General features: G+C 71.4%; 20 protein-coding genes. 9 read left to right on the top strand and 11 right to left on the bottom strand.

Annotation, left to right across the window (positions count from 1 at the left end):
• Window positions 1–247: 247 nt before the first annotated feature.
• Both ACLQ25_RS09005 and ACLQ25_RS09000 read left to right on the top strand, forming a co-directional pair.
• Window positions 248–1,315, top strand: a complete 1,068-nt coding sequence (locus ACLQ25_RS09005; RefSeq protein WP_425730440.1) for a hypothetical protein — start codon at window positions 248–250, stop codon at window positions 1,313–1,315.
• Between the two features lie 95 nt (window positions 1,316–1,410).
• Complete coding sequence (locus tag ACLQ25_RS09000; RefSeq protein ID WP_425730439.1) at window positions 1,411–2,337, top strand: acetamidase/formamidase family protein; 927 nt, start codon at window positions 1,411–1,413, stop codon at window positions 2,335–2,337.
• A gap of 29 nt (window positions 2,338–2,366) precedes the next feature.
• On the opposite strand, the gene pdxY is transcribed toward ACLQ25_RS09000, so the two are convergent.
• From pdxY to ACLQ25_RS08985, 3 genes are all read right to left on the bottom strand, one after another.
• A complete protein-coding gene (gene pdxY / locus ACLQ25_RS08995) occupies window positions 2,367–3,218 on the bottom strand; it encodes a pyridoxal kinase PdxY (RefSeq protein ID WP_425730438.1) in 852 nt (283 codons plus the stop codon).
• A 157-nt stretch (window positions 3,219–3,375) separates the two neighbouring features.
• Window positions 3,376–4,161, bottom strand: coding sequence for a S1 family peptidase (locus ACLQ25_RS08990; RefSeq protein WP_425730437.1), 786 nt, complete (start codon window positions 4,159–4,161; stop codon window positions 3,376–3,378).
• A 177-nt stretch (window positions 4,162–4,338) separates the two neighbouring features.
• Window positions 4,339–5,280, bottom strand: a complete 942-nt coding sequence (locus ACLQ25_RS08985; protein ID WP_425730436.1) for a hypothetical protein — start codon at window positions 5,278–5,280, stop codon at window positions 4,339–4,341.
• A gap of 278 nt (window positions 5,281–5,558) precedes the next feature.
• Here ACLQ25_RS08985 and ACLQ25_RS08980 point away from each other — a divergent pair, with 278 nt between their 5' ends.
• Both ACLQ25_RS08980 and ACLQ25_RS08975 read left to right on the top strand, forming a co-directional pair.
• Window positions 5,559–6,539 carry an ATP-binding cassette domain-containing protein gene (locus tag ACLQ25_RS08980; protein WP_425730435.1) on the top strand — a complete coding sequence of 327 codons (981 nt, stop codon included), beginning with the start codon at window positions 5,559–5,561 and terminating at the stop codon, window positions 6,537–6,539.
• On the top strand, window positions 6,536–7,363 hold the full coding sequence (locus tag ACLQ25_RS08975) for an ABC transporter permease (protein ID WP_425730434.1): 828 nt from the start codon (window positions 6,536–6,538) through the stop codon (window positions 7,361–7,363). The genes ACLQ25_RS08980 and ACLQ25_RS08975 overlap by 4 nt, the downstream gene beginning before the upstream one ends.
• On the opposite strand, the gene ACLQ25_RS08970 is transcribed toward ACLQ25_RS08975, so the two are convergent.
• Window positions 7,364–10,540: an AfsR/SARP family transcriptional regulator gene (locus ACLQ25_RS08970; RefSeq protein WP_425730433.1), complete on the bottom strand. Its 3,177-nt coding sequence runs from the start codon at window positions 10,538–10,540 to the stop codon at window positions 7,364–7,366.
• Between the two features lie 151 nt (window positions 10,541–10,691).
• Between ACLQ25_RS08970 and ACLQ25_RS08965 the strand changes: the two genes are divergently transcribed.
• Both ACLQ25_RS08965 and ACLQ25_RS08960 read left to right on the top strand, forming a co-directional pair.
• Window positions 10,692–12,143: an SDR family NAD(P)-dependent oxidoreductase gene (locus ACLQ25_RS08965; protein ID WP_425730432.1), complete on the top strand. Its 1,452-nt coding sequence runs from the start codon at window positions 10,692–10,694 to the stop codon at window positions 12,141–12,143.
• Between the two features lie 17 nt (window positions 12,144–12,160).
• Window positions 12,161–12,637, top strand: coding sequence for a heme-degrading domain-containing protein (locus tag ACLQ25_RS08960; protein ID WP_425730431.1), 477 nt, complete (start codon window positions 12,161–12,163; stop codon window positions 12,635–12,637).
• A gap of 51 nt (window positions 12,638–12,688) precedes the next feature.
• Here the strand turns inward: ACLQ25_RS08960 and ACLQ25_RS08955 are convergent, their stop codons facing one another.
• A complete protein-coding gene (locus tag ACLQ25_RS08955; protein ID WP_425730430.1) occupies window positions 12,689–14,065 on the bottom strand; it encodes an FAD-dependent oxidoreductase in 1,377 nt (458 codons plus the stop codon).
• Window positions 14,066–14,293: 228 nt separating this feature from the next.
• Between ACLQ25_RS08955 and ACLQ25_RS08950 the strand changes: the two genes are divergently transcribed.
• On the top strand, window positions 14,294–15,679 hold the full coding sequence (locus tag ACLQ25_RS08950; RefSeq protein WP_425730429.1) for a serine hydrolase domain-containing protein: 1,386 nt from the start codon (window positions 14,294–14,296) through the stop codon (window positions 15,677–15,679).
• 16 nt (window positions 15,680–15,695) lie between these two features.
• Here ACLQ25_RS08950 and ACLQ25_RS08945 read toward each other — a convergent pair whose 3' ends face one another.
• Window positions 15,696–16,916: an MFS transporter gene (locus tag ACLQ25_RS08945; RefSeq protein WP_425730428.1), complete on the bottom strand. Its 1,221-nt coding sequence runs from the start codon at window positions 16,914–16,916 to the stop codon at window positions 15,696–15,698.
• 41 nt (window positions 16,917–16,957) lie between these two features.
• On the opposite strand from ACLQ25_RS08945, the gene ACLQ25_RS08940 reads away from it, so the two are divergent.
• Window positions 16,958–18,115, top strand: coding sequence for an ROK family protein (locus ACLQ25_RS08940; RefSeq protein ID WP_425730427.1), 1,158 nt, complete (start codon window positions 16,958–16,960; stop codon window positions 18,113–18,115).
• Here the strand turns inward: ACLQ25_RS08940 and ACLQ25_RS08935 are convergent.
• The 4 genes from ACLQ25_RS08935 to glsA all read right to left on the bottom strand — a co-directional run bounded on the left by ACLQ25_RS08935 (window position 18,091) and on the right by glsA (window position 22,690).
• Entirely contained in the window at window positions 18,091–18,468 is a 378-nt protein-coding gene (locus ACLQ25_RS08935; RefSeq protein ID WP_425730426.1) for a MerR family transcriptional regulator, read from the bottom strand. The two genes, ACLQ25_RS08940 and ACLQ25_RS08935, sit on opposite strands and share 25 nt — an antisense overlap.
• A 185-nt stretch (window positions 18,469–18,653) precedes the next feature.
• Entirely contained in the window at window positions 18,654–19,973 is a 1,320-nt protein-coding gene (locus tag ACLQ25_RS08930; protein WP_425730425.1) for an ammonium transporter, read from the bottom strand.
• Between the two features lie 80 nt (window positions 19,974–20,053).
• The gene (gene glnII, locus ACLQ25_RS08925; RefSeq protein ID WP_425730424.1) at window positions 20,054–21,073 is read right to left on the bottom strand and encodes a glutamine synthetase; all 1,020 of its coding nucleotides are present in this window, start codon (window positions 21,071–21,073) and stop codon (window positions 20,054–20,056) included.
• A gap of 63 nt (window positions 21,074–21,136) precedes the next feature.
• Window positions 21,137–22,690, bottom strand: a complete 1,554-nt coding sequence (glsA, locus tag ACLQ25_RS08920; protein ID WP_425730423.1) for a glutaminase A — start codon at window positions 22,688–22,690, stop codon at window positions 21,137–21,139.
• A 612-nt stretch (window positions 22,691–23,302) separates the two neighbouring features.
• On the opposite strand from glsA, the gene ACLQ25_RS08915 reads away from it, so the two are divergent.
• Window positions 23,303–24,436, top strand: a complete 1,134-nt coding sequence (locus tag ACLQ25_RS08915; protein WP_425730422.1) for a DUF1996 domain-containing protein — start codon at window positions 23,303–23,305, stop codon at window positions 24,434–24,436.
• Window positions 24,437–25,274: 838 nt separating this feature from the next.
• On the opposite strand, the gene ACLQ25_RS08910 is transcribed toward ACLQ25_RS08915, so the two are convergent.
• Entirely contained in the window at window positions 25,275–26,486 is a 1,212-nt protein-coding gene (locus ACLQ25_RS08910; protein WP_425730421.1) for a helix-turn-helix domain-containing protein, read from the bottom strand.
• Window positions 26,487–26,589: the final 103 nt, after the last annotated feature.

Below are 26,589 nucleotides of genomic sequence, written 5' to 3'. Positions count from 1 at the left end.
GACGGGGACTGCCCGAGCGCGGGTGGTGCGGCCACCTCGCGCGTCCCCGACTCCGGAGCAGAGATCGACCACGCCGGCTCCCGAGCGCGGCCGAACCACAGCATGGCATTCGATGAGTGTCGATACAAGCGGGCTGTCGCGAGCCCGTCGGACACCCGCCGCTTCCCCGTCGCCGCGAGGACACGCGCCGGGCCCTCAGATCGACGATCATCCATGGTGGTAGGTCACTTCGACGCGGGAGCACACCATGCGCGACAGAAGCAGCACGAGCCGGCGGTTCGCGGCAACACTGACGGCGGCGGCCACCGTGGTGGCGTTGACGCTCACCCCACTCACGACGCCATCACCCGCCACCGCCGCGGTCAGCCGAGCCGAGCTGGCCCTGCGCTGGGCGCCCATCCACTACCAGGACGTCGACGCCACCGGCACGCACGCCCTGGGCGGCCGGAGTGACTACATCACCGCCGTGGACTTCGACGGCGACCTGAACGGGCGCAACAACTGGGACCGGGCCGGGGCGTCCGGCACGTCGCTCGCCGCGCACGTGTACTACTCCGTCGTGGAGACGAGCACGCACTGGTACATCACGTACCTGTTCTTCCACCCACGGGACTGGACCGACCACCCGTTCTTCGAGACCGAGCACGAGAACGACGGCGAGGGCGTCCTCTTCGCGATCGAGCGGGACGGCTCCGCGTACGGCGTCCTGCGCGGGGCGGTCACCGTCGCGCACAGCGACTTCTACTCGTACACCCCGGCCGGCAGCACCTGGACCAGCGGCCGGGAGAGCGTCGACGGCACCCTGCAGTTCCAGTCCTCGCCGCACGACTCGTTCACCCACCCGGTCACCGCGCAGGAGGCGCAGGGCCACGGACTGAAGGCGTACCCGCAGTACGCCATCAACGGCGACGGCCTGGTCTACTACCCGTCCACTGTCGCCGAGACGCCGGAAAACGGCGACGACCGTAACGTTCGTTACCAGCTCGTCGACATCTTCGCCACCGGCGGCCTGTGGGCGCAGCGGACCAACGCGAACCTCTTCGCCAGCCTGGGCACCTTCGCCGGCGACACCTCCGGCGACTGCGGCACCGGCACCTGGAGCTGCTCGGCGAACTCGGCGAACGCTCCCTGGGGCTGGGACGACGGCAACGACGTACCCGCCCGTGGTGAGCTGGCGAGCGACCCGGCGAAGCTGTCCGTCGAGTACTTCACCGTCCCGGCCGGGTTGGCACGCAGCTACAGCTACAACCCGTACGCCGGTGCCGCCGCCGCTCTGGCCGAGGCGGCCCGCACGGCACCGCCGACCGTCGACTGACCCGATCCGCGCTGGGTGCGCGGCCGACCCGTTCGGCCGCGCACCCACGCCCACCGGCGGTCGCGCCACACCGGATCGACACGTAGCCTGCGCAGATGCGACACACCCTCGCACCGGACGACAAGACCCTGCACGGGCACTTCTCCCCCGACCTCGCGCCGGTGCTCACCATCGACTCCGTCGACACCGTCACGTACCGCACCCTGGACTGCTGGTGGTCGGCCGGCCCCTACCCCGGCGGCGCGAACCGGGATCGCCCCCGGGTCCCACAGCGCCAGCCCGAGGACGGGCACGCGCTCGTCGGGCCGGTCGCGGTCCGCGGCGCTCGCGCCGGTCAGACCCTCGCGGTACGCATCGACGCGATCGTGCCGGGCACCTGGGGTACGACGGTGGCGGGCGGGTGGCCGAGCCCGTTCAACGAGCGCTACGACGTCGAGTCGACACAGGTGGTGCACGCCTGGGAGCTGGACCCGGCGACGATGACCGGCCGCAACCAGCACGGCCACACGGTGGCGTTGCGTCCCTTCATGGGGGTGCTCGGCATGCCGCCGGCCGAACCGGGACGGCACTCCACCACTCCGCCGCGCGAGTGCGGCGGCAACCTGGACTGCAAGGACCTGACCGCCGGGACCACGCTGCTGTTGCCGATCACGGTCGACGGAGCGTTGTTCTCGGTCGGGGACGGGCACGCCGCCCAGGGCGACGGCGAGGTGGGCGGCACGGCGATCGAGTGCCCGATGGACGAGGTGACGCTGACCTTCGACGTCCGCGACGACTTCCCGGTCACCGGCCCGGTGGCCCGTACCGCCGACGCCTGGCTGACGCTGGGGGTGGGAGCGTCCCTCGACGAGGCGACGTTCCGTGCTTTGGAGGCGATGATGACCCTCCTGCAACGGCTGCACGGTCTCAGCCGGCCGGACGCGGTGGCGCTGGCCAGCGTCGTCGTCGACGTACGGGTGACCCAGATCGTCAACCAGACCGTCGGCGCGCACGCGGTACTGCGCGACGACGCGTTGCGCTGAGCTGACGCCCGGCCCGGCCCGGGCTGTGGTCAGCGCAGCCGGCGGGCCGTGAACCGGGCCGGTGGCTCGGCGATGGCGTCCTGCGCCGCGATCAGCTGGATCTCCCGGGTGCCCGCCGCGAGGGTCGCTTCGAGGACGGTGAAGACGGACGAGACGGTGCGCTCCAACGCGGTGGCCGGCGAGCCGGTGGTCGACAGGTGCGCCAGGTACAGCGCCGCGGTGACGTCGCCGCCGCCGTTCGGGTTGATCGGCAGCAGCGGAGTGGTGACCGCCCAGGCGCCCTCGCCGGAGACCGCCACCACCTCCAGCGAACCCGCCGCCACGTCGTCGTGCAGCACGCTCGTCACCAGGGCGTGCCTCGGCCCGGTGGCGCGGACGACGTCGACCGCCTCCAGCACCTGGGCGAGGGTGGTGGTCGTACGGCCGGCGAGGAAGTCCAGCTCGAAGTGGTTCGGCGTGATGATGTCGGCGCGCGGCACGACGGTGTCGCGCAGGTACTCCGGGATGCCGGGCCGGACGAACATCCCCCGGCCGACGTCGCCCATCACCGGATCGCAGCAGTACACGGCGGCCGGGTTGGCGGCCTTGACCTGGGCGACGGCATCGAGGATCACGGCGCCCATCGCCGGGTCACCCTGATAGCCGGACAGCACCGCGTCGGCGCTGCCGAGAACGCCCCGGTCGGCGATGCCCGCGATCACCTCGGCCACGTCGCCGGCCGCCAGCAACGGGCCGCGCCACGCGCCGTACCCGGTGTGGTTGGAGAAGTGGACGGTCAACACCGGCCACACCTCGTGTCCGAGACGCTGCAGGGGGAAGACGGCGGCCGAGTTGCCGACGTGGCCGTAGGCGACCGACGACTGGATGGACAGGATCTGCACGGACCCATCATGGCCGCCCCTTTCGCACCGGGACGCGCGGGCCACCGAATCTGTCGGCTGGCCCACTGCCGCCGCCGAGGTGGGCCCGCCGGACGCCGCCCGGCACGGGCGGGCGACCCGGACCGCCGTCGTCCGGGCCGCCCGCGGGGTCGTACGGTCAGCCGCCGAGGCTCGCCGCGGCCGAGGCGATCGACGAGGCGAAGTAGCTCACCTGGGTGTAGACGCCCGGGTAGTTGGGTCGGGCGCAGCCGTTGCCCCAGCTGACGATGCCGACCTGGATCCAGGCATTGGTGGCGTCACGGCGGAACATCGGGCCACCCGAGTCGCCCTGGCAGGTGTCGGTGCCGCCGCTGGCGTAGCCGGCGCAGATCTCCTCGGCGGGGATGAGGTCGCCACCGTAGTTGGAGTTGCAGGTGGAGTCGCTGACGAACGGGACGCTCGCCTTGAGCAGGTACCGCTGCTGCGCGCCACCCTCACGGGCCGCGCCCCAGCCGGCGACGGTGAAGGTGCCGCTGTCGTACGCGGTCGTGGTGGCGATCTTCAACGTGCTCAGCACGGTGACGGGGGTGGCCAACCGGATGAGCGCCCAGTCCTTACCGTTGCCGTTGTAGCCGGGGGCGCGGTAGACGTAGTTGGAGCGGACAGTGATCCGGCTGGACGACTGGAGGTCCACCACGCCGAGGGTCGCGGTGATGCTGGTGTTGGTGCCGGTCGCGCCCACGCAGTGCGCGGCGGTGAGCACCAGCCGGGAGCTGTAGAGGGCCCCGCCGCAGCCCATCGAGAGCCGCACCATGAACGGGAACTCGCCCTGGGCGGCGCGGGTGCCGCCGACCACGTTCGGCGTGACGGGGTTGTCGGCCGCGGCGGCGGGCGCCGCGAGGGTGAGGCTGGCCGCGGTCAGCGCGGCGGCCACCAGGCCGGTGAGGGTACGCCAGCGAACCATGCATTCCTCCGCTTCGGGACGGCACGCCTTGTGGGCGCACCTGATCGATAGCGGCAATCGTATTGATGGGAATATATGTTCCGCGTCATCCCCTCTGGGTCGTACTCCAGGGTTATGGATCCCTAGACGTCGCGGTCCCGCCGACGTCGACGCCCACGGGCCGTCGACCCGGTCGGCTCACCGGGGCACGGACTCCTGCCCGGCCAGCACCACCAGATCGTCGGCCGGGACGGACACGGACGCCGTCGCGCCATCGGGCCAGACGAGGTAGCCCACCGGTGGCCCCGCCGAACCCCACCGCGCCCCGACGATCGTGGCCAGCCGCGCGTCGTCCGCCCCCGCGACACGTCGTACCCGGGTGCCCGGAGCATGCCCGTCGTCGGCCACGATGAGCAGCGCGTCGAGGATCTGTCGCACGCCGGTACTCGGCAGTCCCGGCACGTACGGCTCGTCCGCGGAGCCGAGGCGCGGCGTCATCATCATGCGCAGCAGCGCACCCTGGCGGACCGCCGCGTGGCGGAGCTGCCCGTCGACGCCGGCCCCGACGACGGCCAACGCCTCCTCGATCGCCGACCAGAGCCGCGTCGGCGTCTCCTCGAGCAGCCGGCGGGCCTCACGGTCGACATCGGCGCAGGCCGTGTCGACCGCCGTGTCCTCGCCCAGCTCCGCGATCCAGGCGACGTCCCCCACCTCGGGCAGCAGTCCCGGCGACTCGGCCGCGACCACGAGATACAGCACGGCGAGCAACTCCTGCCGACCCTCGCCGTGGTAGAGCCGACCGACGCCGGAGCCGGCTGGCCCACGGCTGGGCGGGAAACGTTCAACGAGGTGCACGGCGCGGCCCTCCGGCAGGATCGCCGCGCGGCGCGTGTCGGCCACCCGTTCGCCGAACGAGCGCCGTTCGCGGTGGTCGACGAGAGCCTGACGGTACGCGTCGACGCTGGTCGGATAGATCGTCCGGCCGTACCTGGCGAGGGTTTCGCCGGGCTTCAGACCGGCCGAGTCGAGTTGCCGGGCAGCCACCGAGTAGCCGACGCCGGTGCGGGCCGCCTGCTCCCGGATGGCGCGCCTGCGGGCGCGGCCCGCAATGGGGGAACGGCGGGACGGGTGATCGGACATGACGCCTCCGGTGCAGCCCCACGCGCTCCACGGAGCGGGCGACGTGACCGGCACGCCGAGAATCGACACGACCGCGCGGAGTCGGCGACTCTTGGCCCCAGGTATGTGGTCGGGCGTGGGCCACCACATCGGGCGCGGGCAGGCGCTCTGCCGCCGCCAGCATATCGCGACGCCCGCGCCCACGGCCGCCCTCGCGACGGCACGGTGTCAGCCCGCGTCGGCGGGGCTGTCAGCGGCGTGTCGGAGCCGTGTCAGGTGCGCCGCGCACGCTGGCCGGCATGACAAGCGATCTGGTGATCGAGGCCGAGGGCCTCGTCAAGACCTTCGGGAAGACGAGGGCGCTGCGGGGCGTGGACCTCGCCGTACCCCGGGGGACGGTGCTCGGGGTGCTCGGCCCCAACGGCGCCGGCAAAACCACGGCCGTCCGCATCCTCTCCACCCTGCTGACCCCGGACGCCGGAAGCGCCCGCATCGGCGGCTTCGACGTCGTCCGCGACGCCGGGCGGGTCCGGCAGCGGATCGGCCTCACCGGCCAGTACGCCTCGGTCGACGAGGACCTGACCGGGCGGCAGAACCTGGAGCTGTTCGGCACGCTGCTGGACCTCGGTCGCCCCGGTGCCCGGCGGCGGGCCACCGAACTGCTCGAATGGTTCGACCTGACCGACGCCGCCAACCGGACCGCCAAGACGTACTCCGGGGGTATGCGGCGGCGGCTCGACCTGGCCGCGAGCCTCGTCGGCTCGCCGGACGTGATCTTCCTGGACGAGCCGACGACCGGGCTGGACCCGGCCAAGCGCGAGGACATGTGGGACGTGGTCCGGTCGCTGGTGACCAACGGCTCGACGGTGCTGCTCACCACGCAGTACCTGGAAGAGGCCGACGCGCTGGCCGACGCGATCACGGTGATCGACCACGGCCGGGTCATCGCCCACGACACGCCCGACGGGCTCAAGCGCATCGTCGGCGGGCAGACCCTCGAAGTCCGTCCGTCCGACCCGGCGCAGCTTCCCCGGACCGCGGCGATCCTGACCGAGGTCGGCTCGGGCGGGCAGGCCGACGAGATCCGCAGGGGCGTCCTCGCCGTGCCGGTCGCCGACGACACGGCGCTGACCGAGAGCGTCGCGCGCCTGGCCTCCGCCGGCATCGCCGTCACCGAACTCTCCCTGCACCTGCCCAGCCTCGACGAGGTGTTCTTCACCCTCACCGGGCGTACGGCGTCCGAGGACGACACCACTTCGCGTACGGAGGTAGCGGCATGAGCACCCTGGTCGGCGCACCACCCACACCGAACTCCACGCCCTCGACGGCAGCGGTGAACCCACGACCGTTCCGGCTGGTGCGGCACTCGCTGGCGCTCGCCAAACGCAGCCTCATCAAGACCTGGCGTACGCCCGAGGCGCTGATCGACGTCACGCTGCAACCGGCGCTGTTCCTGGTCATCTTCGTCTACATCTTCGGCGGGGCGGTCGCCGGCTCCACCCATGACTACCTGCAGTTCCTGCTTCCGGGCATCCTGGCGCAGACCATCGCGACCGGGGCGATCGCGATCGGCGTGAACCTCAACACCGACATCGCCAAGGGCATCTTCGACCGGTTCCGGTCACTGCCGGTCCCCCGCTCCGCACCGCTTGTCGGCGCGGTCCTCGGCGACGTCGTCCGGTACGTGATCGTCACGGTCTCGACCCTCGCGATCGGTTACCTGATGGGCTTCCGGATCCACACCGACCCGTTCCGGGCGATCGCGGGCTGCGTGCTCGCGGTGCTGTTCGCGCTCTGCCTGAGCTGGCTGCCGGTCTGGGTGTCGATGAAGGTGCGTACCCCGGGCGCCGTGCAGGGCCTGATGTTCGCCCTGATCATGCCGCTGAGCTTCGGGTCGAACGTGTTCGTCGACACCGACACCCTGCCCGGCTGGATGCAGGCCTTCGTGAAGGTCAACCCGATGACCCACCTGGTGGCCTCGGTACGCGGACTGTTCCTCGGCACCCCGCTCGACGCGCACGTGTGGTGGACCCTCGCCTGGTGCGCCGGCTTCGTGGCGATGTTCATGCCGATGGCGTTGCGCGCCTACCGCAAGAAGGTCTAGCTAGAGCAGGTCTTCCATCAGCTCACGGACCCGGGTGACGGCCGCGGCCACCGGCCGGGCACGCCAGACGGCCAGCAACGACTCACGCTGCTCCTCGTTCCCGAGGGCGGCGTCGAGTCGTTCGCTGCGTTCGCTCGGGAAGAACAGCTCCATGTGCGTCCCGAGCCGCTTCGCGAGCGCGGACAGCTCGCGGGTGGTGGCGATGTCGTCCCGGTACGCGGCGAGGTCCGCGCCGCCCGACGCCCACGCCCCGATCACCGGCAGGTCCTTCGAGTTGAGCGCGTCGTCGCGGGCGAGCGCCAACAACGTGGCCGCCTGGGCGGCGGCATCGGTGCCCGATGCCCCCCGCGCCTCGGCCACTCGCAGGTACAGGACCGCCACCGAGGCCCGCAGCATCACCCGCGGCTGCGGTGGCGGGCCGGTCCAGCCGGCGAGCGTGCGGTTCGCCTCGTCGGCGTGGGCCAGCGCCTCGTCGTAGCGTTCACGCTGCCAGGCGAGGTGCGCCAGACCGAGAAGAGCCTGCGCGACGTCCATCTGCTCGGCCTGGCCCGGCGTCGCCGTCTCGCCCAGTCGCCGTTCCGCGTCCGCGTCGCCGGTCAGGGCGAGCTGCACGTCCAGCCGCACCCGGATCGACCGCGCGTCCTGCTGTGCGCCGATCATCTCCATGTGCCGGACGCTGCGCGCCAGCCACTCGGCCGACCGCCCCTCCCTGCCGGGGAGCAGGAACTGCCCGACGGCGCCAGCGGCCATCGCCATACCCCAGTGGTCGCCCGCGAGCTCGAAGCGGTGGTACGCCTGCTCGGCGTCCTCGATCGACGCCTCCGGCAGGCCGCTGTTCTCCCGTACCGCCGCGCGCGCGATCAGGCCGAGCGCCTGCACGTACGGGTCCGGGTGCGCGATCAACTCGGTCGCGGCCTTCAGGCTCTTCTCCGGGTCGGACTCGTCGAAGCCGGGCAACGCCGCCGCGAACGCGGTCAGTCGCGGCGACACCTCGGCGGGTCGCTCCGCGAGCAGCGTGCGCAGGGCGCGTCGCGCGAGCACGGCGGGCCGCAGGTCGGCGCTGATGCCGCTGTTCACGCTGATCAACACGCACGTCCAGGCGAGTCGGTCCCCGTGCGGCAGCGGCCGGCCGCTGGCCCGGCCCCGCAGGATCGCCGAGCGTCGACGCCGGTGCGGGTCGTCGACGTGCAGCATCCCGCGTGCCCAGGCGAGGACTTCCAGGTGCAGGCCGCGCACCGTCCAGAGGTGCAGCAACGCGGTGGCGACGTCGACGGCGGCCGGCTCGTCGTCCTGACCCAGCGCCCACCGCAGGCCCGCGACCAGGTTGTCCTGCTCGGCGGCGCAACGGTCGAGCGCCTCCACCTGGTCGGGGCCGACGAAACGCTCGCTGAGCGCGACGGCCTCGTCCCGACACCACCCCGCCAGGCCGGCCATCGCCGCGTCCCGGTCGCCGGACGCGCCGAGTCGGGCCTCGCCGTACTCACGGACGGTCTCCAACATCCGGTAGCGCGGTGGCCCGTCGGCCTCGACCAGGGTCAGCAGGGACTGTTCGACGAGCCTCGCCAGACCTCGCCGTACGTCGGGGGTCCGCGCGACCGCGGCGGCGAGGTCGGCGGTGAACGGCGCGGGGATGACCGCGACCCGCTCCAGCAGCGCACGGTCGTCGGGCGCGAGCAGTTCGCGGCTCCAGTCGACCATCGCCCACAGGCTCGCGTGGCGTTCCGGCAGACCCCGCAGCGCGTCGTCGAGCAGGGCGAACCGGTCGGTCAGCCCGGCGAGCACGTCGTCGATCGGCATGTGCCGCAGCCGGGCGGCGGCCAGTTCGAGGGCCAACGGCAGGTTGTCGAGCCGGTTGCACAGCGCGAGAGCCCGGGCGGTGTCCCAGGTCGGCACCGCGCCACCGGCCCGTGCCCGGGATTCGACCAGCCCGAGCGCGTCGGAGTCCGGAAGGGCGGTCAGTCGGTGGACCCGCTCGCCGGCCAGGCCCAGCGGGGCGCGACTGGTCGCGAGCACCGCCACCTCCGGGGAGACCACCGCGAGCAGATCGGCGACGACGGTGGCGACCGCGTCGAGGACGTGCTCGCAGTTGTCCAGCACGACCAGGCCGTCGAGGTCCGGCGCCACGGCACGCATACGCTCCTCGGGGCTGAGCACCCGGCGTTCGAGGCCCAGGTTGCCGCCGGTGGACGAGGTGTCCGCGCCGCCGAGCGCCGCGAGCACGGTGGGCAGCACCTCGTCGGGCGAGCGCAGACCCGCCAGCTCGACCACCCGTACCCCCTGCCCGGCCGCCGCCGCGCGCCGGGTGACCTCGGCGGCGAGCCGGGTCTTGCCCGCGCCGCCGGTCGCCACGATCGTCACCAGGGCCGACTCGTCGAGCGCCGTGTCCAGGGCCTCGACGTCCCGCTCGCGGCCCAGCAGGGCGGTCATCGGCCGGCGCCACGCGGCGGGCAGGACGACGCGTGCCAGCGGACGGGGTGGCGCCACGACGGCCGGCTGGTTGAGTTCGCCGCGCAGGAGGGCCAGGTGGACCTGTGTGATCACCGGGGACGGGTCGGTCCCGTAGCGGTCCGCCAGCTCGTCGCGGAGACGCTCGACCACCTCCAGCGCCTCCGCCTCCCGCCCCTGCACGGCGAGCACCCGCACGAGCAGGGCGGCGGACGGCTCGTCCGGGGGCGTCCGCGCGGCCAGCCGGCGCAGGTCGGCCTCGTCGTACGGCCCCACGCCGGCGAGCGCCGCCTCGGCGCGCAGCGCGGCGACAGCGGCGAACAGGCGCGCGTCGTCCGCGCTGGCGATCTCCGGCACCTCGGGGAACAGGGCGCGGGCCCGGTCGGCCGCGTCGCGGGCCGCGCGCGCGTCCCCGGCCCGCAGCGCGACCCGACCGCCCTCGACGAGCGCCCGTGCCTCGACCGCGTCGACGGTCACCTCCTCGGCCGGCAGGCGGTAACCCCCCGGCACGGCCACCACGGGCAGCCCGAGACGACGTACGCGGGACACGAGCGCCTGCACGGCGCCGGTCGCGTCGTCCGGCGGGGCGCCATCCCAGACCGCGTCCACGAGCAGGCTGGTGGAGACCGCCCGGCCGCGCGCGTCGACGAGCGCGCGGAGCACCGCGGCCAACCGCTCGCCCCGGACCGGCCGGGCGTCGACGGCGAGGGGACCGAGGATGGTGATCTGCACGGGACCAGCATCCCTCACGCGCCCCACAGAGCCGTGCAGGGTGCCCGACGGCGCGGGGTGCGGCCGGGACGCCGCGGTGCGTACAGTTTCGGGTCGGACTTGGGGTGGGCCGGCGAAATCCGGCACAGGAAACGGGACGAGACAACGACGCATGACGGTGGACAACATTCCCGACAACGCTCAGGGCGGCATCGACCGGAACCGGCTGGAGACCTGCCTGAGCGTCTTCGAGGCGTTGGAGGCCCTTCCTCCCGACCACCCCGACGTGGTGCGGGTGCAGCGGGCCACCGCACGGCTCTACAAGGTGATCAAGCAGCGGCGACGTGAGGAGCGGCGCGACGCCATCCTGGCGGCCGACCGTGCGGTGACGGAGGCCACGGCCACCGGCGCCCCGGGTCGGATCGACGACGAGACCCAGGGCATCCCCCTCGCCTCCCCCACCACCGGCACGACGGCGGGGCTCCTGCACAACCCGCGCGGCTGCTACATCTGCAAGCAGCGCTACCGCGAGGTGGACGCCTTCTACCACCAGCTCTGCCCGTCCTGCGCCGCGCTGAACCGGGAGCGCCGGGACGCCCGTACCGACCTGACCGGCCGGCGCGCCCTGCTCACCGGCGGGCGCGCGAAGATCGGCATGTACATCGCGCTGCGGCTGCTGCGCGACGGCGCGCACACGACGGTGACGACCCGGTTCCCGCACGACGCGGTCCGCCGGTTCGCCGCGATGCCCGACAGCGCGGACTGGCTGCAACGCCTGCGGATCGTCGGCATCGACCTGCGCGACCCGGCGCAGGTGATCGCCCTCGCCGACTCGGTCAGCAGCCAGGGCCCCCTCGACATCCTGATCAACAACGCGGCGCAGACGGTCCGCCGCTCGCCCGGGGCGTACGCCCAGCTCGTCGCCGCGGAGGCCGCGGCCCTGCCGGACGGTCCCCTGCCGGAGCTGATCACGTTCACCAAGCCGGCCGGCGCGGGTGGCGCGCTCACCACCGGCTCGGAGTCGCCGGCCCTCACCCCGCACGCGCTCACCGCACTGGCGTTGACCAGTCGTTCCGCCTCGCCAGAGCGGATCGCGGCGTCCACCGCCATCGACGCCGGCGGTCTCGTGCCGGACCTCGACCCGGTCAACAGCTGGGTGCAGCGGGTGCAGGAGGTCGACCCGGTCGAGCTGCTGGAAGTGCAGTTGTGCAACGTGACCGCGCCGTTCGTGCTGGTCAGCCGGCTACGTCCGGCGATGGCCGCCGCGCCGGCCCGCCGCAAGTACGTGGTGAACGTCTCGGCGATGGAGGGTCAGTTCGGTCGCGGCTACAAGGGGCCGGGGCACCCGCACACCAACATGGCCAAGGCCGCGTTGAACATGCTGACCCGCACCAGCGCCCAGGAGATGCTGACCGACGGCATCCTGATGACCAGCGTCGACACGGGTTGGATCACCGACGAGCGGCCGCACCCGACGAAGATGCGCCTGGCCGACGAGGGGTTCCACGCCCCGCTGGACCTGGTCGACGGCGCGGCCCGGGTGTACGACCCGATCGTCCGCGGCGAGCAGGGCGAGGACCTGTACGGCTGCTTCCTGAAGGACTACGCGCCGTGCGCCTGGTGAACGACGAGGAGAAACCCATGCCATCCGACCACGATTCCTGGCCGACCCTGGACGAGCTGCTCCGCGAGGAGGCGGAGCTGGAACGTACCGGCCTGTCCGAGACGGACGCGTACGAGCTGGGCATGCGCGCCGTGGCCGCCGCGAGCGAGCGGGCGCTGCCGGTCGCGGTGGGCGTGTGGCGGGCCGGGCGTCAGCTGTTCCACTGTGGCCTGCCCGGCTCCACCCAGGACAACGACGCCTGGCTGCGCCGCAAGGGCCGGGTGGTGATGCGGTTCGAGCACTCGTCGCTCTACATGGCCCGGCTCTGCCAGGACAAGAACGTGACGCTGACCGAGCGCTACGGGCTGCCGGCCTCCCGGTACGCCGCCGCCGGTGGCGCGCTGCCGCTGCGGGTGCGCGGCACCGGCGTGGTGGGCTGGATCGGCGTCTCCGGGCTTCCGCAGTTGGACGACCACCGCTTCGTCGTCGACATCCTGCGGTCAGCCGCGCAGTAGTTGGCGACCCCGCCGCCCGTCGGACGCCGGACGGGCGACGGGGTCCCTCCGTCAGCCCGCCCGACGGTTGGCGCGCACGGCGCCCAGGATCACGCCGAGGTTGGCCAGCGACAGCGGGTGCTGGCGCATGGAGACGACCTCGTTGAACCGGCGTGCGATCGCCACGTCCGTCACGGTCGCCGTGAGGATTTGCCGGCTCGCCCAGCTGGTGATCCGGTAGCCGCGCGGGTAGGGGCCGTCGACGTGCGGCAGCGCCAGGTCGGCGGAGGTCGACGTCGACCACGCGGCGTCGACCACGACCTTCTGCAGGTCGAGGAAGTGGCGGGCCGGCACGCTCAGGTCGGGGCCGGGGCGGAGGTACGCCGACAGGCAGGCCGCGTGCAGGGCCGCTGCCGTCATCCCCTGCCCATACACCGGGTTGAACGACGCGACGGCGTCGCCCACGCTGACGAGCCGGGCCGGGAAGCGCCGCAACGCGTGGAAGTCCCGACGCCGGCTGTCGGCGTGGTGGTAGGTCTGCACGTCACCGAGCATCTCCTGGTCGGCGACCTCGCCGAACTCGGGCGGGAACTGCTCGCGCAGCCGCCGGACGAAGTCCTGCGCGGTGCGTCCGGGCCGGTCGTCGCCGTAGCCGGCCATCATGGCCATCCAGCGGCCGTCCTCGATGGCGAAGACGGCGGCGCCGGCGACGTCCGTCATGGTCCGTGGGGTGTGCAGGGCCATCACGACGCGGGTCTGAGGGGCCTGGTCCGTGCGTCGGAACAGCGCGGTCGCGTAGTTGAGGTGCACCGGCATCCGGCGGGTGGCGGGACGCTCCCAGCCGGCCTGTTCCAGCCAGTCGGAGAGCCGGCTGGACCGGCCCATGGCGTCCACCACCAGGTCGCCGCCCTCGACGCCGGCCACCCCGTTGACCTCGCAGCGCACACCGGTGACCGCGTCGCCCTCGATCACGAGCCCGGTGGCGCGGGCGGTGACGGTCTTGACGTTGGGGAGTCGGAGCACCTGCTGGCGGATCAGCCCCTCCAGCAGCGGTCGACTGCCGGCGAGGCTGTCGTCGTCGTCGGGTACGACCACCTTGCGTCGACCGTCGAGGTAGCTGCGTCGGGTGGCGGGTGGCGCCTCGACCGCGCCGTGGGCCAGCGCCTGCTGGCGGAACCCGGGGAACAACTGCTCCAGTTGCAGAAGACCGCCGGGCAGCAGCGCGTGCAGTTGAGTGCCCTGGGGCACGCCGGGCCGCGCGCCGCTGACCTGCGGGTCGTCCCGGTCGATGAGGATCACGCTCTCGGCGTGGTCGGACAGGACCCGGGCGGCCAGCAGGCCGGCGACGCTGCCGCCGGCCACCACCGCCTTGCCCAGGACCGGAGTTGGCTGCTCGGGAGGTCGCACGGCGTTCAACGCGGCGAAGACCCGAACCGGGGAGAGGGACATGGTGCTCTCCAAAGGAGTACGAGGCAGGGCACCCTCCCCCGGGTCTGCCGCACGGACAGACCGGCGGCGCCGGCCGTTCGACAGGATGCCTGACGATGGTTGCACAGGCAGTGTCAGTTGCCCGTACGGCCCACACGGGTGTCGGAAACCGGCCAGAACGCTGGACGAGGTCAGCGTCCGGCTGATTGGACTTGGCGCACCCGATTCGGATCTGTCAACATCACCGGCATGCCCGTCGCCCGTCGTACCCTGCTCGGGGTTGGCCTGGCCGCTGCGACCTCCGCTCTCACCGGCTGCGGCGACAGCGGCGGCGAGTCGGCGGGTGGGGCCGACCCGGGCGGCCCGGTGACGGCCACCGACGCGGCGGGGAACAGGGTGGGATTCGGCGCGGCCGGGAAGCCCACGACCCCTTCGTCGGGTACGCCGAGCGTCTCCCTCACGGCCGGCGCGGGCGCGCCGGGCAACCAGGCCCGGTACGCCGCGGACGTGACCGCGTTGCTGCGGCGACACCTGCCCGCCTCGGCGCAGACCGTCACGCACCACGGCTTTCCTGGTGCGGTCGCCCTCGTGCTGGTCAACGGGAAGACGACCGTGCACACAGCGGTCGGGGAGGCCCTGCGCTACTCGGCCGGCCCGAAACTGCTCGCGGCGAAGAGCCGGGTCGCCATGCGCCCGGACTCCATCTTCGACCTCGCCTCGGTCACCAAGGTCTACACCGCCATCCTCCTGCTGCAGCAGGAGGACAGGGGCCGTGTCGACCTGGGCGCCCCGGTACGCGACTACCTGCCGGGATTCACCGGCACGGGCAAGGACCGCGTCACCGTCGAGATGCTGCTCACCCACACCAGCGGCCTCCCGGTCGGCGCCAAGGTGACCGGCCTGCCGGACAACGCCGCCCGGTGGAACGCGGTCCTCGCCACCCCGCTCGTCTCGGGCGCCGTGCCCGGGGACACGTTCCGCTACTCCAGCGTCGGCGTCATGGTCGCCGGCAAGATCGTCGAGAAGGTCACCGGGCAACGCCTCGACCAGGCGCTCAAGGCGAACCTCACCGGCCCACTCGGCCTGCGCGACACCGGCTTCACCCCCACGACCTGGCTGTCGGCCAGCGAGAGGGCGGCCCGAATGGTCGCCACCGACGCCCGGTCGTCGCGCGGCCTCCTGCGCGGCATCGTGCACGACGACGTCGCCAACAACCTCGGGGGCGTCGCCGGTCACGCAGGGGTGTTCGCCAGCGCCAGCGATCTCGCGGCCATCGGCCAGATGCTCCTCGACGGTGGCACCTACCAGGGCCGACGGGTCCTCGCCGCCGGCACCGTGCGCCGGATGCTCACCAACCACAACGCGGGCAAGCCGGCCGTCGACCCGGAGCGTCCCTACCGTACGGCCGCCCACGGTCTCGGCGTCGTGCTCAACCAGCAGTGGTTCATGGGCCGGCTCGCGTCGGGTCGCGCCTTCGGCCACACCGGGTTCGCCGGTCCCTCGCTGCTGGTCGACCCGGGCCGCAAACTGGTTCTCGCCCTGCTCACGAACCGGGCCCACCCGAACTGGTCCTGGGCGAATCCCGATCCGGTCCGCGCGGCCGTCGGCGACCTCCTCGCCTCGTCCGTCACCTGACCGACGCCGGCGACGGTCAGCCCGCCACGGCGGCCAGCTCCCGGTCCCGACGACGCCCCGCGTAGCTGACGATTCCCAGGCCCAGCCCGACGACCGCCAGGACCAGGCCCACCCGGGCCGGCGCGAGGTAGCCGAGCCCGGCGGCGATGCCGACGCTGCCCAGCGCCGCGCCCAGGCTGTTCGCGATGTTCATGGCGGACTGGTTGACCGCCGCGCCCATCAACTGGGCGCCGGGAGCGACCGTGATGAGGCGTGCCTGCAGGACCGGACCGAGGTAGAGACTCGTCGCGCCGACCAGGAACGCGCCCACGAAGAGACCCACCGGGTGCGACGCGACGAGACTGAACACGCCGATGCTGGCGATCATCGCCACGAAGCCGATCAGCTGGCTGCGACGCAGGTCCCGGTCGGCGAGCCAGCCGCCCAGGGCGTTGCCGACGGTCATGCCGAGGCCCACCGCGACCAGCACCCACGGCACCGTCGCGGCGGAGAGTCCGGCGACGTCGGTGGTGACCGGCGCGATGTACGAGTCGACCGCGAAGAATCCGGCGAAGCCGATCGCCCCGGTCGCCGCGACCAGCCAGACCTGCGAGGTCCGCAGGGACCGCAGCTCGGCCGCCGGCGAGCCGTCCGCCGCCGCGGCGACCTCCGGCACGACCGCCAGCACGGCCAGCAGCGTGAGCAGGAAGACACCGGCGATGACCAGGTACGCCGTACGCCAGCCGGCCGCCTGCCCGAGCCGGGTGCTCAGCGGTACGCCCACCACGTTGCTCACGGTCAGGCCACCGAGCACGGTGGCGAAGCCCCGCGCCTCGTTGCCGGGACCCATCAGGGTCGCGGCGAGCAGGCCGGCCGCGCCGAAGTACGCACCGTGCGGCAGCGCGGCGACGAACCGCGCGACCAGCACCAGCTCGAAGTTCGGGGCGGTCGCCGAGGCGATCGTGCCGACGACGAAGAGGACGAGCAGTCCGAGCACGAGCTTGCGGCGGGGCAGGCGGGCGCTGAGCGCGGCGATCAGGGGAGCGCCCACGACGACGCCCAGCGCGTACGCCGTGATCATCCATCCGGCCCGCGCGACGGCGTCCGACGAGGATCGCGCGTAGTCCTGGGCGAGCAGGTCGCGTGCCATCTCGGGGAGCAGGCCCATCGCCACGAACTCCGTCAGGCCGACCGCCACGCCGCCCAGTGCCAGGGCGGCGAGCGCCGCGAGCCGTTGACCTCTGCTCAGTGCGTTCACCGAGCGAATTTAGCAACAGCGTTGCGTAATAGAGTGGCGAGATGACGCGTACCACAGCGGACGTGACGTTCCTGCGCGGCTACAACCAGGCGCAGGTGCTGGCCGTGGGGCGTACGGCACGGACGTTCGAACGGTCGACGGTCGTCGCCGCCACCGGCCTGACCCCGCAAGCCGTCTCCAAGGTCATCGCGCGCCTGAGCGCCGACGGCCTGATCCGCCCCGCCGGTGTCCGCCGCCTGGGCATCGGCAAACCCGCGGTCGTCTATGAGCTGGTCCCGGACAGCCGGTACGCGATCGGCGCGCACGTCGCCCGGCGCACGCTGCGACTGGTCCTGGTCGATCTGGCCGGCGCCGTGCGCCACTCGACGGTCAGACCGCTGCCCGCGGACTTCACCCCGGAACAGCTCCTCGACGCCCTGTGCGTCGGCATCGGGACGATCACCGCGGACCCCGCGCTACGGAACCGGCTGACGGGCGTGGGCCTCGGCATGATCGGCCCCCTGGACCACGCCAACGGGCTGGTCCGGGACGCGCACGGCCTACGGCACTGGCACGACGTACCGCTGCGCGAACTGGCCGAGGCACGCCTCCGCCTGCCGGTGCACCTGGACAAGGACGTGACCGCCGGTGTCACCGCCGAGGCGTGGCGGCACGGCGCCACGTTCGGCGACGCGGCGCTCATCATGGTCGAATCCGGCATCGGGGGCGGTTTCTGGCTGGGCGGCGCGGCCCATCGGGGGGCGCACACCAACGCCGGCGAGTTCGGCCACACGGTCGTCGACCTGGACGGGCCCGTCTGCGTCTGCGGACGCCACGGCTGCCTGGAGGTCGTCCACCTCCGTGCCACCGAGGCGGGGGACGTCCCGCGGGCCGCCCGGGTCCTGGCGATCGGCGTCGTCAACCTGCTCCAGACTCTCGACCTCGCCCACGTGGTCCTCGCCGGCGCGGATCTGCTGCGCCACGCCGAGGTCTACCGCGCAGCCGTGGAGCTGGCCGTCCGTACCGACGTGCGGCGTGCGGACTGGCTCGCCCCGACCGTGACCCTGTCCAGCCTCGGCGCGGACGTGATCGCCGCCGGGGCCGCGATCCAGGTCCTCGACCAGCTCTACGGCATCCCCGACCTCACCCCCGGCGCCCCGCCCACGACCGTGCGACAGCACGGGCCCACGGGCGACTATCGCGGGGTCTCGTCGGCGTAGCCGCAGCCGCCGGCCGGATCCTCGCTGGCGCTGATCACCGCGTCGAGCCGATCGCGGACCTGGACGAGCTGGTCGATCTGGTGGGTGATCCGGTCCCGTTCGGCGTTCAGCAGGGCACGGGACTGCGGGGTGTTGACCTGCGCGTCGACGCAGGGCAGCAGATCCAGGATCGTCCGGCTGGACAGACCCGCGCCGTACAGCGTCTGGATGAGCTGGACGCGGTCGACCGCTTTATCGCCGTACTGGCGCTGGCCGCCGCCGCTGCGCTCGGGGATCAGCAGCGACTGCTCCTCGTAGTAACGCAGGGCGCGCACCGACACTCCCGTGCTGGTGGCGAGTTCTCCGATCCGCACGGCCCCTCCCCTCACGTGGTGACGCCGACAAACTTACCTCTGACGTCAGCGTCAGATCCTAGCGTCGTCCACGCGACGGCGGCCAGTGCGACGGCTCCCGTCGACGCGCGGACCGTACGCCAGCAGACCGGGAGGGTTGGCGCACCCCTCCCGGTCCGGACCACGGCGATGTCCGTCGCAGTCGGTCAGCGGGCGTACGGGCCGTTGACGACGTCCATGATCGGATTCTGGCCGGTCCTGTCCTGCGCCCGGCCGCCGGTCGAGCCGACCGGGTCGGTCCGCCCCTTGCTCACGTCGAAGTCGTAGGCGCTCTCCGCGTGCAGGACCTGGTCGATGCCGGCGACCTCGTCCGATCGCGGCACCCGGAAGCCGATCGTCACATCAATGATCTTGACGAGCAGCCAGGTCAGCGCCACCGAATAGGCGGCGACGGCGAAGGCGCCGACCGCCTGCTTCCCCAGTTGCCCGGCACCGGCGCCGGCGACGAGGCCGTCGGTGGTGTCAAACACTCCGATGAGCAGCGTGCCGACGAAACCACCGACCGCGTGAACCGCCACGACGTCCAGCGAGTCGTCGTAGCCGAAGCGGTCCTTGAGGCCGACGGCCCAGGCGCAGACGACACCGGCGATGACACCGATGGCGATCGCACCCCAGGTGTTCACGACCGCGCAGGCGGGGGTGATGGCCACCAGGCCGGCGACCGCGCCCGACGCGGCGCCCAGAGAGGTGGAGCCACCCTTGCGTACGCGCTCCCAGACGAGCCATCCGATCATGCCGGCACCGGCCGCCACCTGGGTGTTCATGAAGGCGACGCTGGCGGTGCCATTGGCGGCGAGGGCCGATCCGGCGTTGAACCCGAACCACCCGAACCACAGCAGGCCGGAACCGAGCATCACGAGCGGCAGGCTGTGCGCCCGCATCGACTCACGCCGGAAGCCGACCCGGTTGCCGAGGACGAGGAGCGCGCCGAGGGCGGCCATGCCGGCGTTGATGTGGACCGCCGTGCCTCCGGCGAAGTCCTTCACGCCGAGCTTGAAGATCCAGCCGTCGGCCTGCCACACCCAGTGGGCCACCGGGAAATACACCACGGTCACCCAGAGCGCGACGAACAGCATCCATGCGCCGAACCTGGCACGGTCGGCGATCGCCCCGCTGATCAGCGCCGGCGTGATGACGGCGAACATCATCTGGAAGACCGCGAACGCGAGCACCGGAATGCTGCCCGTCAACGTGGTGTCCGAGATTCCGCTCAGGCCCACGTTGCCCAGGTCGCCGACGAGTCCGCGTCCACCGACGTCCTCGCCGAAGGCGAGCGAGTATCCGTAGGCCACCCAGAGCACGCTGACGATGCCCAGGCTGATGAAACTCATCAGCAGCATGTTGAGAACGCTCTTCACGCGAACCATGCCGCCGTAGAAGAACGCCAGGCCCGGGGTCATCAGCATGACCAACGCGGCACTGATCAGAACGAATGCGGTATCTCCCGCGTCGAAGCCGTCTGGCATCGAGATGCACTCCATGTCGTGGTAGCTGCCGCAGCACTGCGGCGTGATGAATGTCGTTCGTGGACCGTGGTCCGCGTACCTCACACGAGGTCGGCGGCCTCCAGGGCGCTGCAGCAGGTGTCGACGATGAGGCGGGTGACGGTGTACGGGTCGACGTTGGCGTTGGGCCGGCGATCCTCGATGTAGCCCTTCTTGTCGATCTCCACCTGCCACGGAATGCGGACGGAAGCACCGCGGTCGGAGACGCCGTAGCTGTACTCGTTCCAGGGCGCCGTCTCGTGCGCGCCGGTCAGGCGGGCCTCGACGCCGGCCCCATAGTTGCGGATGTGCTCGGCGGGCTTGTCGCCCCGGCCGAGCGCCTCGCAGGCCTCGATGATCGCCGAATAGTTCTCCCGCATGGCGCGCGTCGAGAAGTTGGTGTGCGCCCCGGCGCCGTTCCAGTCACCCCGCGCGGGCTTGGGCTCCAGGGTCGCGGAGATGCCGAAGTCCTCGGCCGTGCGGTGCAGGAGCCAGCGGGCGATCCACAACTGGTCGGCGACCTCCAGCGGGGACAGCGGACCGACCTGGAACTCCCACTGGCCGGGCATGACCTCGGCGTTGATGCCGGAGAGGGACAGCCCTGCGGCGAGGCAGTTGTCCAGGTGCTTCTCGACCACGGCGCGGCCGTAGATCTCGTCCGCGCCGACGCCGCAGTAGTAGCCACCCTGCGGAGCCGGGTAGCCGCCGTCCGGGAAGCCCAGCGGGCGGGAGCCCTTGAAGAACGTGTACTCCTGCTCGATGCCGAACAGCGACTCCTGGGCGGCGAACTGCTCGGCCACCGGGCGCAGCAGCGCCCGCGTGTTGGACTCGTGCGGGGTGCCGTCGGTGTTGAACACCTCGCAGAGCACCAGCAGGTGCGCCCCGCCGCGGATGGGGTCGGCGTAGGTGGCGACCGGCTCGAGGACGCGGTCGGAGCTGCTGCCCTCGGCCTGATTGGTGCTGGAGCCGTCGAAACCCCACGTGCCCGGCGTGACGCCGTCCTCGATGATCTTCGTCTTCGACCGGAGCTTCGCGGTCGGCGCGGTGCCGTCGATCCAGATGTATTCAGCCTTGTACGCCATGGGTCTCTTCTCCTGTGATCGGGCCGGATGGCCCACGAAATCGTGATCGGTGGAACGGACGGTTCAGACCGCCGGGAGCGGCGCGTCGGTTCGCACGAGGGTGGCTGACGCCGGGCCCTCGCCCAGCGTCGACGTCAGCAGAGCGACAACGTTGTCATGTGCTCCGCGTTCGGCATCGGAGAGCGCGGTTCCTCCCCAGCGGTCCCGCAGAGTTGGATCGGCCCCCCGGTCCAGGAGGTACCGGACCACGTCGAGGTTCCCGTCGGAGGCGGCCAGGTGCAGCGCCGTCCGCCGGTCGTAGTCGGCGGAGTTCGGATCCTTCCCCGCGGCCAGCGCCAGCCGGACGTACTCCAGATCGCCGTGACTGGCGGCCCACAGCAACCGCGTGGTCGACGCCACCTCGTCCTCGTTCCTGCCACGTCGCGGGTCGCGTTTGCCGGAGTCCTCCCCGGCGGCCAACGAGTCGTAGACGTGGAAGTTGAACCGGTTGATGAGTTCCTTGCAGAACGCGACTCCCCGGACGGAGTTGCCGAGCGCGTCGAGGCGGGGCGACCAGACGCACACGCCCATCACGCCGGGAACCACGATCATGAGTCCACCGGAGACACCGCTCTTCGCCGGCAGACCGATCGTGAAGGCGAACTCCCCCGAGTAGTCGTACATCCCGCACGACGACATCAGGGACAGACACTTGCGTGCGGTATCAGCGGAGAAGATCCGCTCCCGGGTGAGGGGGTTGACACCGCCGTTGGCGAGCGAGGCGGCAACGACCGACAGCGACCGCGCGTCGACTTCGATCGAACAGCACTGGAAGTAGAATTCCAACGTCTCGGTGAGGTCGGTGCCGTCCGGAAAGGCCCGGTGCTCGCGCATGAAGTACCCGAGAGCGAAATTCCGATCCGCCGTACGCCGTTCCGAGAGATAGACGGCATTGTTGAAGCCGACCGTCCCGCCGCCGGCCAAGCTGCGCCACGTTTCGGCGACGTGGTCGAAACGGTCGGCCATCTCCCATCTCGGGCGCAGCAGCGAGCAGCACATGATCGCCCCCGAATTGATCATCGGGTTGTGCGGGAGGCCTTCGTTGTTCAATGTCAGCTCGTTGAACCCGCGACCGCTGGGTTCCCGCCCCACGTGCCGGTGGACCTGTTCGGCACCGTGCTGCTCCAGCGCCAGACAATAGTTGATCGGCTTGCAGACCGACTGGACGCAGAACGGGGTCTCCGCGTCCCCCACGGCGAAGCGCTGGCCGTCGGTGGTGCACAACGCGATCCCGAAGTTCTCCGGATCGACGCGGCCGAGCTGCGGGATGTAATCGGCGACCTGCCCCTCGTCCACACCCCGGAGGCCCTCGTAGATCGAGAAGATCTCCGTCCGCAACGCGGCGAAGTCCGGAATGACGAGGTCTCCGCGAAGGGACCTCTCGATGACACCGCCACCCGTCCTGCACCATGCGATGAAGCGGGACATGTCGATGCGGGCCGGACCGTCGCCGCTGGTGGCGGACCGCACCTCGACCAGGCGCGGGTCCGTCTCCGAGATGCCTGCGTCGCGCAGCCGGCCGACGAGTTCCGCCACCGCGACCGTTCCGTCGGCGTCGACCGTGAAAGACCCGAACAACTTCCCGTACTCCGCGGCTGCAAAATCGTCGAAGCCGGACGGCTCGAGACGGCGGGACCACGCCTGCTCGGGACGACGTGGCGCGGTTCTGGTTTTTCTGGTCGCGGGCATGGCGGGTTTCAACTACTCCGTGATTAATGGTGACAACGGGGCGACGAGGCCAACTCCCGCAGTCGCGCTCCGGTGACGGTCGACCCATCGACCTTTCGAAGACTAAGAGGGGTCGGTGTACGACCGCTTGATTTCCTCTTACCTGCGACTGCCGCACCATCGGGGGTACGCCGACCCGGAAGCGCAGCCGCTCTCCGATACGGACACGACCCGGGTCCCGGCATGTGTCGCGACACGTGGTCTGGCCGACGGGCACCGGCGCGGACGACCCCGTGGGATGCTGGCGACATCACCGGCACCAGCGCGACGGGGGACGGACTGCCGGCGGAGTCGGCGATTACGTTTTTTTCGAGAATCGATATCGAATCAACAGGACCGACCGTCGCGCAGAGCTGACCGGGCAATCCCGGAGCGATATTTAAGGCATATTTAATCGGCGCGACCGGATCGGCGCAGGGGGCGACTCGTACTCTTTCTTCTCGGAAGGAAGGTGCACCCCCGTTGACATATCTGCGACCCACCCCTCGACACCGTCATGCCCTGACCGCCCTGCTTGTGGTGGGGCTGGCGTTCGCCGGCGGATGCAAGGAGGCTCCGGGCACGCCCGGCGCGTCCGGCCCGTCCAGCGACACCGGCATCGGCTCGTCCGGGCCCGCGACGCCGACCGCCCCGGCGGGCGACGCGACGACCACGCCGAGCGCCCCGGGCACCTCGACCAGCCCGTCCACTCCAGCCAAGCCGGGCACCTCGTCCACGGGCGCCGCTGCGCCGACCACATCGGGTGGCTGGATCACCATCGACGCCGCCGCGCAGGCCGCCGCGACGAGGGCGTTCTTCGCGCGCAAGCCGAAGCCGGTGACCGGCAACCCGGTGAAGGTTGCCGAGTTCAACGTCGGCTGCACGGTCAGCCACCACAACAGTGACGACCCGATCGTCCTGCCCAAGCTGGTCGGCGCCTCGCACAACCACGCCTTCTGGGGCAACAAATCGACCGACGCCAACTCGACGGCGGAGTCGCTGCGGGCGTCGAAGGCGACCACCTGCAACTCGCCGGACGACCAGTCGGCCTACTGGGTGCCAACCATGTACCAGAACGGCAAGGTCGTCGACCCGACCGAGGTGACCGTCTACTACGGATCCCGCCTGAAGGACCCGAGCAAGACCCAGCCCTTCCCGTTCGGTCTGCGGATGATCACCGGCAATGCCAAGAACCAGGTGGACACCCCGGACAAGCAGGGCAACCACTTCTGGTGCGCCGGCATCGGCGGCGAGGTCGGCCGCAGCGCCGACAAGACCTTCCCGGTCTGCGCCAAGACCGCGCACGTCGTCCGCCAGATCACCTTCCCGGACTGCTGGGACGGCAAGCACCTGGACAGCCCCGACCACAAGGCGCACATGGCCAACGGCGACCACACCGGCGCCTGCCCGAAGAGCCACCCGGTGCCCGTCCCGTCGGTATCCTTCGTGATCTCGTACCCGTTGAGCGCGAAAACGGACGGCATCACCCTCGCGTCCGGCACCTCGTTCTCGATGCACGCGGACTTCTTCAACGCCTGGAAGGACGAGGCGCTGGCCGCAAGGGTCCGCAACTGCCTAGACCAGAAAGTGAAGTGCAACTCCGCCGGTAATTTCTAGAGCGGTCGTCGATCTGAGCTGGCCCGCGGTTCCTCGCGGGCCAGCGATCGACCTGCCACGAGGTCTCCGGTGGACGGCTCAGCAACCGGAACTTCTCGTCGCCCGATGCTCATCGGAGCCAGCCGAGGAAGCGTCGGTGCAGCGCACCCGCCGGCACCCAGGTCAGGTCCTCCGAGGCCCGCACCAGCTGGGCACTCAGGTAGAGGGCCAGGGATATCGGAGCGTCATCGAACTCGGCGTGTAGCTCGCGCTGCCGCGTGCGGCAGGGCCAAGGCGCGTCGCAGCCGCCGCAACTCCAAATCGGCAGCACCGGGCCATGCGTGGTCACACGCGGCCTCGGAGCAGCGCCGCCGTCAGGGACCGTGCCTGCCGGCTGGTCGCCCGTTCGATCTGCCAGCACGGGTACGGCGTGAGCCGCGACCACCACGCCGGTAACCGGCGCACCTCGCGTCCAGCCCTCGGGCGTGCACCGCGCTGATCGCCCTCCACTGCCCGTGGCTCATCGCTCACCTTCCTGCGGCCAGTGGCCACGACTTATTGGAATCCGGTGCCGGGCACGGCAGGGCAGGTTCGCTCCACAACGGCAGACCCGTCGCCAGAGTCGCCATGACCACACCGGCCGATGCCGGCGGGCGAGAGTCAGTGCGGTGGCCGAGAGGTATTCCTCATACGAAACGCGCCGCACGGACCCTCCCTCGTTCGAGCACGAGGACGGCTCCCTGCCCCGAAGCTGAGAGGGACGCGGCGACCACGCGATACCCGCACCGCCCGCCGCATCCCGTGAACAAGAAGCTACGGTGCGTTGCAGAGCCGGATGGGTAAGGTTCCTACCCCTGGATCACGAGAGCAGCCCGACCTTGATCGCAAGGTCACGGGCGTCGTCACGAGTGGAGCGCGGGCCGTCGAGCAAGTCCACGGTGATCTGCCGGGCGTACCCGTTGAAGCGGATCGTCTCCGGGGCCGACTCATAGGCCTGCCGCAGGGCCACCACGGCCGCTTCCTTGTCGTCCTTGCCGTAGTGCGCCCGCGCGACCTCGATGAGATGGCGTGCCCGACGCGGCCTCGACGGGATCGCCGCGGAATCATGACGGCGCGCCTGGCGCACCGCTTCACCGGACTTCTGCAACTCCACCGCCACCGTCACCGCGTGAGCACCCATGATGATCTGCGAAAACGACGTCTGTGGCTGATAGAAGCCCGGCGGCAGGCGCTGCGCCACCCGATCCGCACGATCCCAGTACCGCCACGCCCGACCCTCCTCACCAGCACGGGCGGCGGTGTAGGCAGCCTCGAAGTTCAATGCACCCCACAGCGCCAACAAGTTCGTGTTCCCATCGGCCGCGCCCGGCTCCAGCGCCGACAGGAGATCCAGGGTCACCGCCATCGCGGTGTCCCAGTCACCGGCATCCCGATGCACCTGGCACAGGAACCATCCCGCGCACGCCACCGCCTCCGGATCGCCGGACTCCTGCGCTGCCACCATCGCGCGGTCCGCAACCCGCCACAACAACTCCGCAGCGGGTTGATAGGCAAGGAACATCTGTGTCAGCCCGAGAGTCTCCGCCAACAGTGCCTGAGCCCGCCGACGCTCAGCACCCTCAAACGCCAACGCAGCACGCTGCACGTCGCGCAGCAGCCCCGGCAACAACCCGCCCAGCACCGTGCGGTGATCAGATGCCTGATGGCGTGCCCGCCAGGCCAATGCAAGCCGCTCTCTCAGGCTCCTCAACGACTCCGGGGAAGTCTCGTCGGCAATTGCGAAGCGGTTCACGGCGTCCCGGACCGACGCCAGCGCCGGGTGCTCCGGACCGTTGACCGCCGCAGATCGGGCGCTCAACTCACCGGCCAAGGCAGACACCTCGACCTTGAGAGCACGCGCGATGCGATCCAGCATGTGAATGCGCGGCGGCAGGATGCGGTCGGTCTCCACTGCCTTGACCCACTCTGCGCTACGCCCCACCAACCCACCGAGCACCGCACGGGTCTTCCCGGACCGCTCCCGATAGATCTTCAACCGCTGCCCGAAAGTCAACTCCGGCAAGGAATCCATCCCGGACCTCCTCGTAGCACGGGACGTACCGTCGACGCCCAGGCCGCCGTGCCATTCCACGCTACCGGCCTGCCCACCGTCTCATAACCCCTCACACGCCGCG

This window comes from Micromonospora sp. DT44, assembly GCF_049841635.1.
Classification (GTDB): domain Bacteria; phylum Actinomycetota; class Actinomycetes; order Mycobacteriales; family Micromonosporaceae; genus Micromonospora.
The sequence above is the reverse complement of the archived record's forward strand: the minus strand, read 5'-3'. Positions and strand labels throughout refer to the sequence as shown.